The sequence below is a fragment of the Streptomyces speibonae genome (assembly GCF_984686075.1).
In genome coordinates, this window is sequence record NZ_OZ480260.1 from 4120616 (window position 1) to 4137376 (window position 16761).

The following is a 16761-nucleotide window of genomic DNA, read 5'->3' on the forward strand; positions in this document are numbered from 1 at the left end:
CCCGTGCCCCGCTCCCGCGACGTACTGCGGCGCACTGTCCCGCCCCCGACGCCCGCGTTCCGCCCCGGGGCGGACGCTCAGACCCCCGTCTCCGCCGCGATGCGGCCCGAGCGCACCGCCCTCACCAGGTCCGTGTGGTCCGCCTCCGTGCGGTCGGCGTAGGCGACGGCGAACGCGGCCACCGCCTCGTCCAGCTCGTCGTTCTTGCCGCAGTAGCCGGCGATCAGGCGGGGGTCGGCGCTGTGCGAGTGGGCCCGGGCCAGCAGGGCACCGGTCATCCGGGCGTAGTCGTCGACCTGGTCGGCGGCCAGCGCCGCCGGGTCCACGCTGCCCTTGCGGTTGCGGAACTGGCGCACCTGGAAGGGGCGGCCGTCGACCGTCGTCCAGCCGAGCAGGCCGTCGCTGACGACCTGCATGCGCTTCTGCCCGTGCACCACGCGCCTGCCCTCGTGCCCGGCGTCGGGGACGTCGAAGCCTGCCACCGGCAGGTGCGGCACCAGCGCCGAGGGGCGGGCCTCCTTCACCTGGAGCACCAGGGGCGCGCCCCGGTGGTCGAGGAGCAGCACGACGTAGGAGCGGGTGCCCACACTGCCGGTGCCGACGACGCGGAACGCCACGTCGTGCACCGCGTGGCGGGCGAGCAGCGGATGACGGTCCGGCGGGAGCGTGCCGAGGTACTCCTCCAGGGAGGAGGCCACCAGCGCGGCCTCGGCGTCCGGTATTCGGCGCAGCACCGGGGGCGCGTCGATGAAGCGGCGCCCGCCGTCCTCGGTCCGCTCGGTCGACTTGGCCGCGAACCGGCCGCTGGTGTTCGCGCGGGCCTTCTCCGAGACCCGCTGCAAGGTGCCCACCAGGTCGTGGGCGTCGGTGTGGGAGACCAGTTCCTCGTCCGCGATGGCGTTCCAGGCGTCCAGGGCCGGCAGCTTGGAGAGCAGTCGCATGGTGCGGCGGTAGGCGCCGACGGCGTCGTGGGCGGCCGCGCGGCAGATGTCCTCGTCCGCGCCGGCCTCCCGCCCGGCCAGCACCAGCGAGGCGGCGAGCCGCTTGAGGTCCCACTCCCAGGGACCGTGGACGGTCTCGTCGAAGTCGTTGAGGTCGATGACGAGGCCGCCGCGCGCGTCACCGTAGAGGCCGAAGTTCGCCGCGTGGGCGTCGCCGCAGATCTGGGCGCCGATGCCCGTCATGGGGGTGCGCGCCAGGTCGTACGCCATCAGGCCGGCCGAGCCGCGCAGGAACGCGAACGGTGTGGCCGCCATCCTGCCGACCCGGATCGGGGTGAGCTCGGGCAGCCGGCCGCGGCCGGACTCCTCGACGGCGCTCACGGCGTCGGGGCGGGAAGCGGCCAGGTGGAGGGTGCTGTGCGCGCTGCGCGGCAGCCGACGGCGCAGGGCCTTGCCCTCCGCCTTGGGCGTGCCCGCTGCGGGCCACTCCGCGAACCCCGGCACGCGCGGCAGCCGCCGCCCCTGGCCCGCGGCACCCGTCCCTCCGGTCCGCGGCGCCCCGGCCGCGCCGTGGGCCCCGGCCGTCCCGGCGTTGAACTCGGTCATCCTCGACCGCCCCCGTCCCCTGTACCTGACGTACACACGCTCGACAGTGATCGTGCCGACCGTACAACCGGTGACCGAAAGGCGTCAGGCCCTGTGGACAACCCACAGCCTGTGGACAACCAGGCCGCCCGAGTGGCGCCCGGCCCGCCGCGCGACTCGTCCTGGTGGCGCCCGGCCCGCCGCGCGACTCGTCCTGGTGGCGCCCGGCCCGCCGCGCGACTCGTCCTGGTGGCGCCCGGCCCGCCGCGCGACTCGCCCGCCTACCCCGCCTCCGCCACGTCCTCCACCGCCACCGGCAGGCTCTGCCCCTCGGCGAGCAGCCGCCCCGCGCGGCCGGGCGAGATGTCCAGGCGGGCCAGCACCGCGGGCACCGCGATGCCCGGGAGCATGTGGTGGAACAGCACGACGACCCGGTGCTCCAGATCCTGCCGCTGACAGCGCAGCTGGGACAGCAGCTGCACCCCCGAGAAGCTGCCGACCAGCAGCTCCGCCGTCTCCGTCACATCGACGTGGGGCAGCAGTTCACCGCCCGCCTTGGCCTCGGCCAGCGTCCGGGTGGTCTGGTCGATCCACATGCCGAACGCCGGTGTCCGGTCCAGCCCCAGCGCCCCCTGGTCCAGCGCCAGCCCGACGCTCGCCCGCACCAGTGGCTCGGTCCGCAGCCGCAGCGCCAGCACGAGACCGGAGTCGACCAGCTCCTGCAGCTTGGCGGACTGGGGCGGCAGGGAGATCGCCAGCTGCTCCTCGAACACCCCGAGGGCCAGCTCCTCCTTGGAACCGAAGTGGAAGTAGAGCGCACCCTTGGTGACCCCGGCCCGCTCCAGGATCTCCCCGATGGTCGCCGAGGTGTAGCCGCGTTCGTCGAAAACGGCCGCCGCCGCCTCCAGAATGGTCCGCCGCGTGCGGATCGCGCGCTCCTGTCGCGCCATCGGGTGCCTCCTGATCTGCGTGGATCCTCGTGGGTCTCATGGGTCGCACCGTGCGGTCACCGTGCCGTCGGCGTGCAGCCGCCGTGCGGTCCGTCCGTCGCGCTCGGGCTGGAATCCGGCGATGTGGATCACCCTTGGAAAAAAACCGTCTCGTCCGTATCTTAGTGCGAAACCGACCGGAGCCAGATTGCCGATCCCGGGGGTTCCTCATGCTGCAGCCGGATTCATCGAGCGCACCCAGGGAGGATCAGACCGGAGAGCAGGGCCCGCCCGCAAACACCGCGGGCACCGCCCCCGCCCGCTCCCTCGTCACACCGGAGCTCGCCCACCGTCCCTGTACGGCGGACGTCTTCCCGAAGGAATGGGTGCGGTTCCCACACGACCGGTTCCTCGTCACCGCGCGCTGGCCGGCCGAGCACAGTTTCTTCGGCCCCGTCGACGACCGCCACCACGATCCGATGATCGTCGGCGAAACGTTGCGCCAGATCGCGATGACCCTCGCCCACGCCGAGTTCGACGCCCCCGCCGACACCCATTTCGTCATGCGCGACCTGGAGGTCTCCACCGATCCCGCCGCGTTGCTGCTCGCCGAGGCGGCCGAGCCGGTCACCGTCGACGTCGTGTGCTCCGAGGTGCGCCGCTGCGGCCGCGGCCTGAACAGCATGCGCACCACCATGGAGTTCCACCGCGCGGGCCGGCTCGTCGCCCGCGGCACCGGCAGCACGGGCTGCACCTCACCGGCCGCCTACCGCCGCCTGCGGGCGCGCCAACTGGCCGCCCAGGGGGCGCGAATACCGCTGCCGGCACCGGTTCCGCCCGTGAGGGTGGGACGTCACCGCGCGGAGGACGTCGTCCTCGCCCCCGCCGACCGGCCCGGCACCTGGCTCCTGCGCGTCGACACCACGCACCCGGTGCTCTTCTGCCGCCCCAACGACCACGTCCCCGGCATGGTCCTGTTCGAGGCCGCACGCCAGGCCGCGACCGCGGCGTCGGGCCGGCGGCCCTTCCTGCCGTCCGCGCTGTCCGTCTCCTTCAGCCGCTACGCGGAACTGGACAGCCCCTGCTGGATCGACACGGAAGTCCTGGAGAAGGACGAGGGCGAGGTGACGGTCCGGGTGGCGGGACGGCAGGAGGGCGAATCCGTCTTCACGGCCACGCTCACCCGCGCCCCCGCCGCGCCGGTACGGGCGTTCCCGTGACCGCCGGTCTCCTGCTCACCGGCGCGACCGGCTTCATCGGCAGCCGGGTCGCCGCGGCGGCCCGGGAGCATCCCGGCGTCCGCGTCCGCACCCTGTCCCGCCGCGCACCGCGCGGGGAGCCGCCCACCCCGACCGCGCCCGGCGGCACGACGCCGCCGGGAACCACGACCGTGCCCGGTGACCTCGCCGACCCCCGCACGCTGCCCGGCAGTTGCGACGGCGTCGACGTCCTCGTCCACTGCGCCTCCCGCGTGAGCGGCGACCCGGAGGCCGTCGCGGCGGTCAACGACCTGGGCACGAAGGCCCTGGTGGAGGAAGCCGTACGGAGCGGGGTGCGCCGCATCGTGTACGTGAGCACCGCCGCCGTCCACGGCCGCGGCCCCTTCCGAGGCGTGCGGCCCGGCGAGGCACCGATCGCTCCCGCCTCCGCCACCAGCCGCTCCCGCGCGGCGGCGGAACGCCATGTGCTCGCCGCGGGCGGACTCGTCCTGCGCCCGCATCTGGTCCACGGTGAGGGCGACCGCTGGGTGATCCCCGGGCTCGTCGGCCTGCTGCGCGAGCTGTCCGCGCCCCTCACCGGCTGCGGGGCGCTCCACTCGGTGATCGACGTCGGCACCCTGGGCCGGGCGGTGCTGGCCGCCGCCCTGTCACCGCACCACGGACCCGGCACGCACTACGTCGCCCACCCGGACCCCGTACCCGCCGCCGAGCTGCTCACGGCCGTGTACGAGCAGGTGGAGCACCCCGGCGACGGCACGCCGCTGGACCTGCCCACCGCCCGCGCACGAGCCGCCGCTTCCCCGTGGGCACTGCATCACCTCGACATGCTCGCCGCGGACCACTGGTTCACGGACGACGCCTTCTGGAAAGACCTGGACTGCACACCGGGCGAGGGTTTCGCCGCGGCCTTCGGCCGATCGGCGCGCTGGTACCGGCAGCACGTCACCGACAAATAAAACCGGTTAGTCGGTTTAATTTCTCCCGAGGCCCCGAAACCGGCCGACCCAGAAAACCGGGCGGACGACCCGTTACACCCCCGCGAACAGGCCACACACCGCCCCGCGGACTGAAATGATCATGAGATGTTCCTCACACGGAATTCCGCCCCGCACCGCCCCCGGGCATGCGAAACGGGCGGCATCCGAAGGATGCCGCCCGTTCGACGGTGTGCGCGAGGGGGGAGTTGAACCCCCACGCCCTTGCGGGCACTGGAACCTGAATCCAGCGCGTCTGCCTATTCCGCCACCCGCGCATTGGGTGTGTCTTCGTGCTCTCGCCCCCCCGGGGGGGGTGCGCCTTCCGACACCAGAACATTAGCACGCTGGTCGGGATGGATTCACATCCCTTTTCCCGGCACCGGCCCCACCGGCCATGACGTCCCACCACCGGTCGCGGTCACGTCCCCGCCGGAGCGTCGTGCAACGACCACGACTGCTTCACGTATCAACCTCGTACCGGTCGTCCCCGTCTCCCCAGGAGCAGGACGGAGTCCACAGCCGGGTGCGGGACACTGGTCCGCGTCCCCCTCTACGATCCATGGCGGAACGGCGCGCACGAGCACGGTACGAGGAGCCCGAAGGAGGGACCGCGAAGGGCACCTCGACAGCGAGTCGACACCGTCGGCCGGGCGGACAGGGGGAACCAGCCGATCGAGCGGCGCGTGGATACGATCAGTAAGCAGTACCAGGTAAGCGGTGCACGGAACCGTGCACGGGGCAGTACACAGGACAACGGCGACGGAGGAGGTGCCCCATGGGAGTCCTGAAGAAGTTCGAGCAGCGTCTCGAAGGTCTGGTCAACGGCACCTTCGCCAAGGTGTTCAAGTCCGAGGTTCAGCCCGTGGAGATCGCGGGAGCACTCCAGCGGGAGTGCGACAACAACGCCACCATCTGGAACCGCGACCGCACCGTCGTGCCCAACGACTTCATCGTCGAGCTGAGCACCCCGGACTTCGAGCGGCTGAGCCCGTACTCCGGCCAGCTCGGCGACGAGCTCGCCGGCATGGTGCGCGATTACGCCAAGCAGCAGCGCTACACCTTCATGGGCCCCATCAAGGTGCACCTGGAGAAGGCGGACGACCTCGACACCGGCCTGTACCGGGTACGCAGCCGCACCCTCGCCTCCTCCGCCAGCCAGGCCCCCGGAGCCGGCGGCGGCCCCGTGGCCGCCCCGCCGGCCGGCCGTCCCGGCGGCGGCTACGGCTACCCGCCGGCCGCCCCCGCGGGTGCCCCGCCCATGCCCGCCGCGCCGCCCCCCGGCCGTCCCGGCGGCGGCTACGGTTACCCGCAGCCCGCGGGCGGCCACCGGCCCCCGGCCGCCCCAGTCGGACGCACCCGCTACTGGATCGAGATCAACGGCACCCGCCACCAGATCTCCCGCGCCACCCTGGTGATGGGCCGCAGCACCGACGCCGACGTGCGGATCGACGACCCCGGCGTCTCCCGCCGGCACTGCGAGATCCGGACCGGAACGCCCTCGACGATCCAGGATCTCGGATCCACCAACGGCATCGTGGTGGACGGACAGCACACCACCCGCGCTACGCTCCGCGACGGCTCGCGGATCGTCGTGGGCAGCACCACCGTTATCTATAGGCAAGCCGAAGGGTGAAGCGGGGGCAATGTCAGAGCTGACCCTCACGGTCATGCGGCTGGGGTTCCTGGCCGTACTGTGGCTGTTCGTGATCGTGGCCGTGCAGGTCATCCGAAGTGATCTGTTCGGAACCCGCGTCACCCAGCGCGGTTCCCGGCGGGAGTCCGGCCGGGCACAGCAGCCCGCCCGCCAGGCACCGCCCCCGCAGCGCCAGCAGACCGGCGGCCGCCGCGGCCGCAACACCCCCACCAAGCTGGTTGTGACCGAGGGCACCCTCACGGGCACCACCGTCGCCCTCCAGGGGCAGACCATCACCCTGGGCCGGGCACACGACAGCACCATCGTGCTGGACGACGACTACGCCTCCAGCCGCCATGCCAGGATCTACCCGGACCGCGACGGCCAGTGGATCGTCGAGGACCTGGGCTCCACCAACGGCACGTACCTGGACCGGACCCGGCTGACGACCCCCACGCCGATTTCGCTGGGAGCCCCGATCCGCATCGGCAAGACCGTCATCGAGCTGCGGAAGTAGTACGACAATGAGCGAGCGGAGCGAGCACGCAGTGGGGGTCCCCACCCAGGGTCCCGGCGCGCTCCCGACCGGAGGGTGGGCAGTGTGGCTCGACACGACCGGCTGTACCCGGAGCCGACGGGCGAGGTGCGCATGAGTCTGTCCCTGCGCTTCGCCGCCGGATCGCACAAGGGCATGATCCGGGAGGGCAACGAGGACTCCGGTTATGCCGGCCCCCGCCTGCTCGCGATCGCCGACGGCATGGGCGGCGCCGCCGCCGGCGAGGTCGCCTCCTCCGAGGCGATCTCCACCATCGTCGCCCTCGACGACGACGTACCCGGCTCCGACGTGCTCACCTCTCTCGGCACGGCCGTCCAGCGGGCCAACGACCAGCTGCGCATGATGGTCGAGGAGGACCCCCAGCTCGAGGGCATGGGCACCACCCTGACCGCCCTGCTGTGGACCGGTCAGCGCCTCGGCATGGTGCACGTCGGCGACTCCCGCGCCTACCTCCTGCGCGACGGCGTCCTCACCCAGATCACCCAGGACCACACCTGGGTGCAGCGTCTGGTCGACGAGGGCCGGATCACCGAGGAGGAGGCCACCACCCACCCGCAGCGGTCCCTGCTGATGCGGGCCCTGGGCAGCGGCGAGCACGTCGAACCCGACCTCTCCATCCGCGAGGTCCGGGCCGGCGACCGCTACCTGATCTGCTCCGACGGCCTGTCCGGCGTGGTCTCCCACCAGACCCTCGAAGAGGCCCTGGCCAGCTACCAGGGCCCCGAGGAGACGGTCCAGAACCTGATCGAGCTGGCGCTGCGCGGCGGCGGGCCCGACAACATCACGGTGATCGTCGCCGACGTGCTCGACCTCGACACCGGGGACACCCTCGCCGGGCAGCTGTCCGACACCCCGGTCGTGGTGGGCGCCGTCGCCGAGAACCAGAACCAGCTGCACGACAACGGCATCATGCAGACCCCGGCCGGCCGCGCCTCCGGCCTCGGCCGCCGGCGCTCCCAGGGCGGCGGCGAGTTCGGCCCGCCCGGCAGCGGCGACGTCACCGGCTTCGTCCCCACCGACGGCCTCTCCTACGGCGACGACGACTTCGTCAAACCCGCCAAGAACCGCAGGTGGCTCAAGCGGTCCGTGTACAGCCTGCTCGCGCTCGCCGTCGTCGGCGGCGGCCTGTACGGCGGCTGGCGCTGGACCCAGACCCAGTACTACGTCGGCACCAAGGGCGAACACGTCGCGCTGTACCGGGGCATCAACCAGGACCTCGCCTGGGTCTCGCTCTCGAAGGTCGAGAAGGACCACCCCGAGATCGAACTCAAGTACCTGCCGCCCTACCAGCGCAAGCTGGTCGAGGCGACCATCGTCGAAGGCGACCTGTACGGCGCGCGGGAGAAGATCGAGGAACTGTCGGTTCAGGCCTCGGCGTGCAAGAAGCAGGCCGAGCGGCGTACGGCCGAGAGCGAGAAGAACGCGAAGACCGGTGAGGGCGAGGCCGGAGGCACCACGGGAACCACGCCCGCCTCCTTCACGTCCAAGGAGTCGCCGACGCCGGATCCCTCGGACTCGTCGAAGGCCCCGGAGTCCACGCCCCCGTCCACGACCGCACCCACTTCCAGCCCCGGCCCCAGCCTCTCGGAGGAAGAGCAGAAGGTCGTCTCGCTGTGCGGTAAGCAGTAGGCAAGCCGTGAGAGGCCCTGTCACACGATGAGCAGTACTACGAACCCGTCGACGCACCACACGTCCACGATCGGCGCGATCGGCGCACCCAGCCGCCGCAACACCGAGCTGGCGCTTCTGCTGTTCGCCGTCGTCATCCCGGTCTTCGCCTACGCCAACGTGGGCCTGGCCCTCGACGGCCAGGTGCCGGCCGGGCTGCTGAGCTACGGCATCGGACTCGGCATCATGGCGGGCCTCGGCCATCTCGCCGTACGCAAGCTCGCGCCGTACGCGGACCCGCTGCTGCTGCCGCTCGCGACGCTGCTGAACGGCATCGGGCTGGTCGCCATCTGGCGCCTGGACCAGTCCGACCGCCTCCAGGCGAGCCGGACGTTCGTCGAGGCGGCACCGCGGCAGCTGATGTACTCGGCGCTCGGGGTCGCCCTGTTCGTGGCCGTGCTGTTCTTCCTCAAGGACCACCGCGTCCTGCAGCGCTACACCTACATCTCCATGGCGGGCGCGCTGGTACTGCTGCTGCTGCCGCTCGTTCCGGGCCTCGGCCACAACGTCTTCGGCGCCAGGATCTGGATCAAGATCCCGGGTCTCGGCACCCTGCAGCCGGGCGAGTTCGCCAAAATCGTCCTCGCGGTCTTCTTCGCCGGATACCTCATGGTCAAGCGCGACGCCCTGGCCCTGGCCAGCCGCCGCTTCATGGGGCTCTACCTGCCCCGCGGCCGTGACCTCGGTCCGATCATCGTCGTCTGGATCATCTCCATCCTGATCCTGGTCTTCGAGACCGACCTCGGTACCTCGCTGCTGTTCTTCGGCATGTTCGTGATCATGCTGTACGTCGCCACCGAGCGGACCAGCTGGATCGTGTTCGGTCTGCTGATGTCCGCGGCCGGCGCCGTCGGCGTGGCGAGCTTCGAGCCGCACATCCAGACGCGTGTGCAGGCCTGGCTCGATCCCATGCGCGAGTTCGAGCTCAGCCGCGCCGGGGTCCAGGACGGCGTCGTCCACTCCGAGCAGGCCATGCAGGCCCTGTGGGCCTTCGGCTCCGGCGGCACCATGGGCACCGGCTGGGGGCAGGGCAACTCCGACCTCATCGGCTTCGCCGCCAACTCCGACTTCATCCTCGCCACCTTCGGCGAGGAGATCGGCCTGGCCGGCGTCATGGCCCTGATCCTGCTCTACGGACTGATCGTGGAGCGCGGCGTGCGGACCGCCCTCGCCGCCCGCGACCCGTTCGGCAAGCTGCTCGCCATCGGCCTGTCCGGCGCCTTCGCGCTGCAGGTCTTCGTCGTCGCCGGCGGTGTGATGGGCCTCATCCCGCTGACCGGTATGACGATGCCCTTCCTCGCGTACGGAGGTTCCTCCGTCATCGCCAACTGGGCGCTGATCGGCATCCTGCTCAGAATCAGCGACACCGCCCGCCGCCCGGCGCCCGCTCCCGCCGCCAACCCCGACGCCGAGATGACCCAGGTGGTCCGCCCGTGAACAAGCCCCTGCGCCGGGTCGCGATCTTCTGCGGCCTGCTCATGCTCGCTCTCCTCGTCCGCAACAACTGGATCCAGTACGCCCAGGCCGACAAGCTGCGGACCGACGAGAAGAACCGCCGTGTCGCCATCGAGCGGTACGCCTCGCCGCGCGGCGACATCATCGTCGACGGCGAGCCCATCACCGGGCACAAGGCCACCAAGGGCGACTTCGCCTACAAGCGCACCTACAAGGACGGCGCCATGTGGGCGCCCGTCACCGGTTACGTCTCCCAGGCCTTCGGCGCCAACCAGCTGGAGGCCATCGAGGACGGCATCCTCACCGGCAACGACGACCGCCTGTTCTTCCGCAACACGCTCGACATGCTGACGGGCAAGAACAAGGAGGGCGGCAACGTCGTCACCACCCTCAACGGCGCCGCCCAGAAGGCCGCCTACGAGGGCCTGAAGAAGCAGGGCGGCAAGGGCTCGGTCGTCGCCCTGGAACCGTCCACCGGCAAGATTCTCGCGCTGGCCTCCTTCCCGTCGTACGACCCGTCCACGATCGCCGGCAACAGCCTCGACACGGACACCAAGAACTGGCAGAAGCTGCAGAAGAAGAACAACCCCGACGACCCGATGCTCAACCGGGCGCTGCGCGAGGTCTACCCGCCCGGCTCGACCTTCAAGGTCGTCACCGCGGCCGCCGCGCTGGAGCACGGGCTGGTCGACGACGCGGACCAGAAGACCGAGACCCCGCTGCCGTGGGTCATGCCCGGCACCACGACCGAGCTGAAGAACGACGGCAACCTGCCCTGCGAGGACGCCACCCTGCGCGAGGCGCTGCGGGTGTCCTGCAACACCGTCTTCGGCAAGGTCGGCTCCGACCTCGGCAACGACAAGATGCTGGAGACGGCCAAGAAGTTCGGCTTCACCGAGGAGCAGTTCACCCCGGTCCGCACCAGCGCCTCCGTGTTCTCCGAGGACATGGAGCCCTCGCAGGTGGCGCTCTCCTCCATCGGCCAGTTCAACACCGCCGCCACCCCGCTGCAGATGGCCATGGTCTCCGCCGCCGTCGCCAACAACGGCACGCTGATGAAGCCCTACATGGTCGACGAGCTCCAGTCCCCCGGCCTCGACACCATCGAGAAGACGGACCCGGAGGAGCTGAGCGAGCCGATGTCGGCGAAGAACGCCCAGATCCTGCAGTCGATGATGGAGACCGTCGTCAACGACGGCACCGGCAGCAACGCGCAGATCCCCGGCATCACGGTCGGCGGCAAGACGGGCACCGCCCAGCACGGTGAGAACAACAGCAAGAACCCCTACGCGTGGTTCATCTCCTACGCCAAGGGCGACGACGGCAACTCGCCCGTGGCGGTCGCGGTCGTGCTCGAGGACGAGGACGCCGTGCGCGGTGACATCTCCGGTGGCGGTCTCGCGGCACCGATCGCCAAGAGCGTGATGGAGGCGGTCATCAACAGCAAGCAGTGACGCCGATCACGTCTGCTTCACATCGGTGCACGTTGCGGTACCGGTCCTGTATCGGCTGACGCACTTGGCCAGGTCACACAAAGCGAGCCGGGTACGGTAGGCCCGGACGGCAGCCTCCGGCGGCACGCGTGTGCCGCCCGGGACCGACGGAGAGGGCTGGTAGGTAGCTATGGAAGAGCCGCGTCGCCTCGGCGGCCGGTACGAACTGGGCCAGGTGCTCGGTCGCGGTGGAATGGCGGAGGTCTACCTCGCCCACGACACCCGCCTCGGCCGCACCGTGGCAGTGAAGACGCTGCGCGCCGACCTCGCGCGCGACCCGTCCTTCCAGGCCCGGTTCCGCCGGGAGGCCCAGTCGGCCGCCTCGCTCAACCATCCCGCGATCGTCGCGGTCTACGACACGGGCGAGGACTACATCGACGGGGTCTCCATCCCGTACATCGTCATGGAGTACGTCGACGGCTCCACGCTCCGTGAGCTCCTGCACAGCGGCCGCAAGCTGCTGCCGGAGCGGACGCTGGAGATGACCATCGGCATCCTCCAGGCGCTGGAGTACTCCCACCGGGCCGGCATCGTCCACCGTGACATCAAGCCCGCCAACGTCATGCTGACGCGCAACGGCCAGGTCAAGGTCATGGACTTCGGCATCGCCCGCGCGATGGGCGACTCCGGCATGACGATGACCCAGACCGCCGCCGTCATCGGCACCGCGCAGTACCTCTCGCCGGAACAGGCCAAAGGCGAACAGGTCGACGCGCGGTCCGACCTGTACTCCACCGGCTGTCTGCTGTACGAGCTGCTGACCGTCCGCCCGCCCTTCGTGGGCGACTCCCCGGTCGCCGTCGCCTACCAGCACGTCCGGGAGGAACCGCAGCCGCCGAGCGTCTTCGACCCCGAGATCACGCCCGAGATGGACGCGATCGTGCTGAAGGCGCTGGTCAAGGACCCCGACTACCGCTACCAGTCGGCCGACGAGATGCGCGCCGACATCGAGGCGTGCCTCGACGGGCAGCCCGTCGCGGCGACCGCCGCCCTGGGCGCCGTCGGCTACGGCGGCTACCCGGACGACCAGCCGACCCAGGCGCTGCGCGCGGACGCCGGCGGGGCCGCCGCCACCTCGATGCTGCCGCCCATGAACCCGGACGACGGCGGCTACGGCTACGACGAACGCCAGAGCCGCAGGCGCCCGCCGAAGAAGAACAACACCTCCACGATATTGCTGGTCGTGGCGGGTGTTCTGGTCCTCATCGGCGCGATCCTGATCGGCCGCTGGGCCATCAGCGGCAGCGGCGGTGTGGGCAACGACACCGTCGCGGCCCCGAATTTCGTCGGAGAGACGAAAGCCGACGCCGAAAAGCTCGCCGCCAACAGCGACTTGAAGCTCAGCTTCGACGAGAAACCCTGCGAGAACCAGAGCAAGGGCAAGATCTGCTCGCAGGCCCCGGAGGCCGGCACGAAGGTCGACAAGGACTCCACCGTCGCCCTGGTCGTCTCCACGGGCGCGCCGAAGGTCGCGGTGCCGAGCGTCGTCGGCGACAAGCTCGAGGACGCCAAGGCCGAGCTCGAGGGCGACAAGTACGAGTTCGTCGTCGAGGTCGAGGAGAAGGTGGACGCCCAGGAGCCGGGCACGGTCCTCGAACAGGACCCGGGCCTGGGCGAAGAGGTGGAGAAGGGCACCACCGTCACCCTCACCGTCGCCAAGGAAGAGGCCAAGTCGACGGTTCCGGACGTCCTCGGCAAGTCCTGTGACGAGGCCAAGGCGCAGATGACGGCGAACGACCTCACCGGCAACTGCACCGAGCAGGAGACCGACGACCCGAACCAGGTCGGCAAGGTCATCAGCACCACGCCGGGAGCGAACACCCAGGTCGACAAGAACTCCCAGGTCCAGATCGTCGTCGGCAAGGCCAAGGAGCAGCAGAAGGTGCGGGTGCCGGAGGTCCGCAACCGGACGCTGGCCCAGGCCCGGCAGGAACTGCAGCAGCAGGGCTTCACCAACATCCAGGTCGCGGGCCCGGGTGCCGGGAACGACAACTCCCTGGTGGTCCAGCAGAACCCGCAGCCCGGCACCGAGGTGGACAACCCGGCGGCCACGCAGATCACGCTGACCACCCTGGGCGGCAACGGAGGCGGCGGCGGAGGCGGCGGCGACAACAGCAACTTCTTCGGCGGCCTCACCGGCGGCAACGAGGACTGACCCGCACGAGGGGACCTTCCCCCGCCCCGCACGACAGGAGCCCCGGCCCTCCACCGAGAGGGCCGGGGCTCCTTGTATGCGCGGGCGCGTCCCCTTGTATGCGCGGGGGCGTCCCCCGGGACCTCAGCGCAGTTCCGCCGGCGGGGTCCGGTCCTGGTCGACCTTCTCCGTGCGGACGAGTTCGCCCCAGACGATGTAGCGGTACTTGCTGGTGTACACCGGCGTGCAGGTGGTCAGCGTGATGTAGTGACCGGCCTTCTTCCTGCCGGACTCCTCCGGGATCCCCTTGAGGACGCCGACGTTGTACTTCGAGGTCTCGGGCAGGGTCGCGAAGGTCTTGTAGACGTACCAGGTGTCCTTCGTCTCGAAGACGATCGGATCGCCCTTCTCGACCTTGTGGATGTTGTGGAACTTCGCGCCGTGGCCGTCCCGGTGCGCCGCCAGGGAGAAGTTGCCCTTCTTGCCGGAGGTGGGCAGCGTGGCCTTCACGGGGTCGGTGTAGTAGCCGGCGACCCCGTCGTTGAGGACCTTCATCGAGGTGCCCTTCTCGACGAGGATCTCGTCCCCGGTCATCGCGGGCACGTGCAGGAAGCCGATGCCGTTCTTGCTGTCGTAGGAGGCGGGACCGCCGCTGCTGCCGCCCCCGTCCGACTCCTGCTCCCAGGCGTCGCGGACCTTGTCCGCCTGCTTGTCCGCCTCGCGGTCCGCGACGACGTTGGTCCACCACAGCGAGTAGACGACGAACAGCCCCATCACCAGGCCCGCGGTGATGAGGAGTTCCCCGAAGAAGCTGACCACCATCGCCACCGGCCCCGGGCGGCGGCGGCGCGCCGGCGCGGATGCGGGCGGGTCGGAGTGCTGTGCGGTGTCGTCGGCGGTCGCTGCCACGTTTCCTCTGCCCTTAACTGACGAGCGCATCCGGCTTGCCCTTGCTGCGCGGCCGTTCCTCGACCATCTTGCCCCAGACGATCAAGCGGTACTTGCTGGTGAACTCCGGGGTGCACGTGGTCAGCGTGATGTAGCGCCCCGGCCCGGTGAAGCCCGACCCCTTCGGGACCGACTCGAGGACGCTCACGTTGCTCGGCGGGGTGACCGGCAGCATCGACGCCGTCTTGTAGACGAAGTAGCTGTCCTGGGTCTCCACGACGATCGGGTCGCCCGGCTCCAGCCGGTTGATGTACCGGAACGGCTCCCCGTGGGTGTTGCGGTGGCCCGCGAGCCCGAAGTTGCCGGTCTTCGCGTCCGGCATCGCCGTCTTGAGGGCACCCTCCGCGTAGTGGCCCACCATGCCCCGGTCCAGCACCTTCTTGCTGCTGATGCCCTCCGCGATCGGCACCACCACGTCGAGCCGCGGGATGTGCAGCAGCGCGAAGCCCTGTCCCGGCTCGAACGCCCCCGGCTGACGCTTTCCGTCCGCCCAGTCCTTCTGGAGGTCACTGACCTCCTTGCCGGCCTGCGCCTGTGCCCGCACGTTCGTCCACCACAGCTGGTAGGTGACGAACAGCAGCATCAGGACGCCGCAGGTGATGAACACCTCACCGATGGCCCGGCTGGCGACGACCGCCGGACTCGCCTTGCGCGCCCGGGCCCGTCGGCGTGCCTCCACACGGGACAGGGGCGCCCGGGAGGCCTCCTCAGCGGCCTCTGACGCCCCCTCGCGGCCTCCGGCGGCCTCGTGGCCCTCCGCGGCCTTGTGGGAGCCTCCACGGCGCCCCTGACGCTTCCTGGCGGCCTTTCTGCGGGCCGCCCGGCCGCCCGGCGCCGGCGTGGCTTCGGCAGGGGCCGTCCTCTTCGGGGGCTCGGGGATGCGCAGCGCCACGGTTTCCTCGTCGACCGGCGGCAGCGTGGCGGTGGCGTCGGACGCGCCGCCGTAGGCATCGGGCTGCGGGTAGGGCTCCGGCTGCGGGTAGGACTCGGGCTGCGGGGCGGGGGCGTAGGCCTGAGCCTGCGTGCCGTCGTAAGCCTGCGTGCCGTCGTACCAGCCATCCCCGTACGCGCCTGGCGCTCCGTACGCACCGGGCGCCCCGTACGGCTGCCCGCCGTACGAGGTGCCCTGGTCGCCGGCACCGTAGGCGCCGGACTCGCGCTCGGGGCGCAGCGCCGTCACGCCGTGGACCTGCCCACCACGGGGGCGAGCCCCGCGGACCTCGCCACCGCGCCCTGGTCCCCGCACTCCACCAGCCAGTTGGCCAGCATCCGGTGGCCGTGCTCGGTCAGCACGGACTCGGGGTGGAACTGCACGCCCTCGACGGGCAGTTCACGGTGCCTCAGGCCCATCACTATGCCGTCGGGCGTCCGGGCCGTGACCTCCAGCTCCGCCGGTACCGTGGCCGGTTCGGCGGCCAGCGAGTGGTAGCGCGTCGCCGTGAACGGGGAGGGCAGGCCGGCGAAGACGCCCTTGCCCTCGTGCGTCACCGGTGAGGTCTTGCCGTGCAGCAGCTCCGGCGCCCGGTCCACCACGCCGCCGTACGCCACCTGCATCGACTGCATGCCGAGACAGACGCCGAAGACCGGCACCCCGGCCGACGCGCAGTGCCGCACCATGTCCACGCAGACCCCGGCCTCCTCGGGAGTGCCGGGGCCCGGGGAGAGCAGCACCCCGTCGAAGCCTCCCCCACTCTCGGCTTCGCTCGAGCGGGAGGTGCCCCCATGGGCGTGCGCCGTCGACACCTCGTCGTTGCGCAGGACCTCGCACTCGGCGCCCAGTTGGTACAGGTACTGGACCAGGTTGAAGACGAAGCTGTCGTAGTTGTCGACGACGAGAATGCGCGCGCTCACTGGTTGTCCACCGTCACATCGTTGAAGGGCAGCAGCGGCTCGGCCCACGGGAAGACGTACTGGAAGAGCACGTAGACCACGGCGACGATCAGCACCAGTGAGATGAGCGCCCGCACCCATCCGTTGCCCGGCAGATGCCGCCAGATCCAGCTGTACATGCCGTCCCTTCCGTCGTACCACGGCACCAGACCCACGCCGTACGCCAACAGACTAACGGCGCGACCCTTCCGTTTTCCCGGCCTCCACGGGGTGTGCGAAGTCCGTACGAGTCCCGCCGCGCGCACCGGTATGTACGTGGCGCGGGGCCGAACGCCTCACGCCGGAGCATGTTCCACGTGAAACATCGACGGGGGACGGCGTCCGCCGGTGTG

14 protein-coding genes and 1 tRNA gene are annotated in these 16761 nt (G+C 70.9%); 8 read left to right on the forward strand and 7 right to left on the reverse strand.

Translation table 11 applies throughout. The features are described from left to right. Window positions 1-77: 77 nt before the first annotated feature. The gene (locus tag AC5L3C_RS18595) at window positions 78-1547 is read right to left on the reverse strand and encodes a DUF2252 domain-containing protein (RefSeq protein WP_493649970.1); all 1470 of its coding nucleotides are present in this window, start codon (window positions 1545-1547) and stop codon (window positions 78-80) included. A 260-nt stretch (window positions 1548-1807) separates the two neighbouring features. Then, window positions 1808-2476, reverse strand: coding sequence for a ScbR family autoregulator-binding transcription factor (locus AC5L3C_RS18600; protein ID WP_493649971.1), 669 nt, complete (start codon window positions 2474-2476; stop codon window positions 1808-1810). A gap of 209 nt (window positions 2477-2685) precedes the next feature. On the opposite strand from AC5L3C_RS18600, the gene AC5L3C_RS18605 reads away from it, so the two are divergent. Together AC5L3C_RS18605 and AC5L3C_RS18610 are read left to right on the forward strand one after the other, a co-directional pair. Next, window positions 2686-3675, forward strand: coding sequence for a ScbA/BarX family gamma-butyrolactone biosynthesis protein (locus tag AC5L3C_RS18605; protein WP_493649972.1), 990 nt, complete (start codon window positions 2686-2688; stop codon window positions 3673-3675). Further along, a complete protein-coding gene (locus AC5L3C_RS18610) occupies window positions 3672-4631 on the forward strand; it encodes an NAD-dependent epimerase/dehydratase family protein (RefSeq protein ID WP_493649973.1) in 960 nt (319 codons plus the stop codon). The genes AC5L3C_RS18605 and AC5L3C_RS18610 overlap by 4 nt, the downstream gene beginning before the upstream one ends. Before the next feature lie 212 nt (window positions 4632-4843). Here the strand turns inward: AC5L3C_RS18610 and AC5L3C_RS18615 are convergent. Next, window positions 4844-4927, reverse strand: a tRNA-Leu gene (locus AC5L3C_RS18615). Window positions 4928-5427: 500 nt separating this feature from the next. On the opposite strand from AC5L3C_RS18615, the gene AC5L3C_RS18620 reads away from it, so the two are divergent. From AC5L3C_RS18620 to pknB, 6 genes are all read left to right on the forward strand, one after another. Next, a complete protein-coding gene (locus tag AC5L3C_RS18620) occupies window positions 5428-6285 on the forward strand; it encodes an FHA domain-containing protein (protein WP_125505315.1) in 858 nt (285 codons plus the stop codon). Window positions 6286-6295: 10 nt separating this feature from the next. Next, a complete protein-coding gene (locus AC5L3C_RS18625) occupies window positions 6296-6802 on the forward strand; it encodes an FHA domain-containing protein FhaB/FipA (protein WP_125505316.1) in 507 nt (168 codons plus the stop codon). A gap of 84 nt (window positions 6803-6886) precedes the next feature. Beyond that, the gene (locus AC5L3C_RS18630; RefSeq protein ID WP_493649974.1) at window positions 6887-8470 is read left to right on the forward strand and encodes a Stp1/IreP family PP2C-type Ser/Thr phosphatase; all 1584 of its coding nucleotides are present in this window, start codon (window positions 6887-6889) and stop codon (window positions 8468-8470) included. Between the two features lie 27 nt (window positions 8471-8497). Further along, on the forward strand, window positions 8498-9946 hold the full coding sequence (locus AC5L3C_RS18635) for an FtsW/RodA/SpoVE family cell cycle protein (protein ID WP_493649975.1): 1449 nt from the start codon (window positions 8498-8500) through the stop codon (window positions 9944-9946). Further along, complete coding sequence (locus AC5L3C_RS18640) at window positions 9943-11418, forward strand: peptidoglycan D,D-transpeptidase FtsI family protein (protein WP_493649976.1); 1476 nt, start codon at window positions 9943-9945, stop codon at window positions 11416-11418. The genes AC5L3C_RS18635 and AC5L3C_RS18640 overlap by 4 nt, the downstream gene beginning before the upstream one ends. A gap of 169 nt (window positions 11419-11587) precedes the next feature. Continuing rightward, window positions 11588-13612, forward strand: a complete 2025-nt coding sequence (pknB, locus tag AC5L3C_RS18645; RefSeq protein WP_493649977.1) for a Stk1 family PASTA domain-containing Ser/Thr kinase — start codon at window positions 11588-11590, stop codon at window positions 13610-13612. A gap of 123 nt (window positions 13613-13735) precedes the next feature. On the opposite strand, the gene AC5L3C_RS18650 is transcribed toward pknB, so the two are convergent. The 4 genes from AC5L3C_RS18650 to AC5L3C_RS18665 are packed head-to-tail and all read right to left on the reverse strand — an operon-like array spanning window position 13736 to window position 16548. Continuing rightward, the gene (locus AC5L3C_RS18650) at window positions 13736-14500 is read right to left on the reverse strand and encodes a class E sortase (RefSeq protein WP_240661235.1); all 765 of its coding nucleotides are present in this window, start codon (window positions 14498-14500) and stop codon (window positions 13736-13738) included. A gap of 13 nt (window positions 14501-14513) precedes the next feature. Beyond that, the gene (locus AC5L3C_RS18655) at window positions 14514-15719 is read right to left on the reverse strand and encodes a class E sortase (RefSeq protein WP_493649978.1); all 1206 of its coding nucleotides are present in this window, start codon (window positions 15717-15719) and stop codon (window positions 14514-14516) included. Further along, window positions 15716-16390 carry an aminodeoxychorismate/anthranilate synthase component II gene (locus tag AC5L3C_RS18660; protein ID WP_493649979.1) on the reverse strand — a complete coding sequence of 225 codons (675 nt, stop codon included), beginning with the start codon at window positions 16388-16390 and terminating at the stop codon, window positions 15716-15718. The genes AC5L3C_RS18655 and AC5L3C_RS18660 overlap by 4 nt, the downstream gene beginning before the upstream one ends. Beyond that, the gene (locus AC5L3C_RS18665) at window positions 16387-16548 is read right to left on the reverse strand and encodes a hypothetical protein (protein WP_185931086.1); all 162 of its coding nucleotides are present in this window, start codon (window positions 16546-16548) and stop codon (window positions 16387-16389) included. Before AC5L3C_RS18665 ends, AC5L3C_RS18660 begins: the two co-directional genes overlap by 4 nt. Window positions 16549-16761 lie beyond the last annotated feature (213 nt).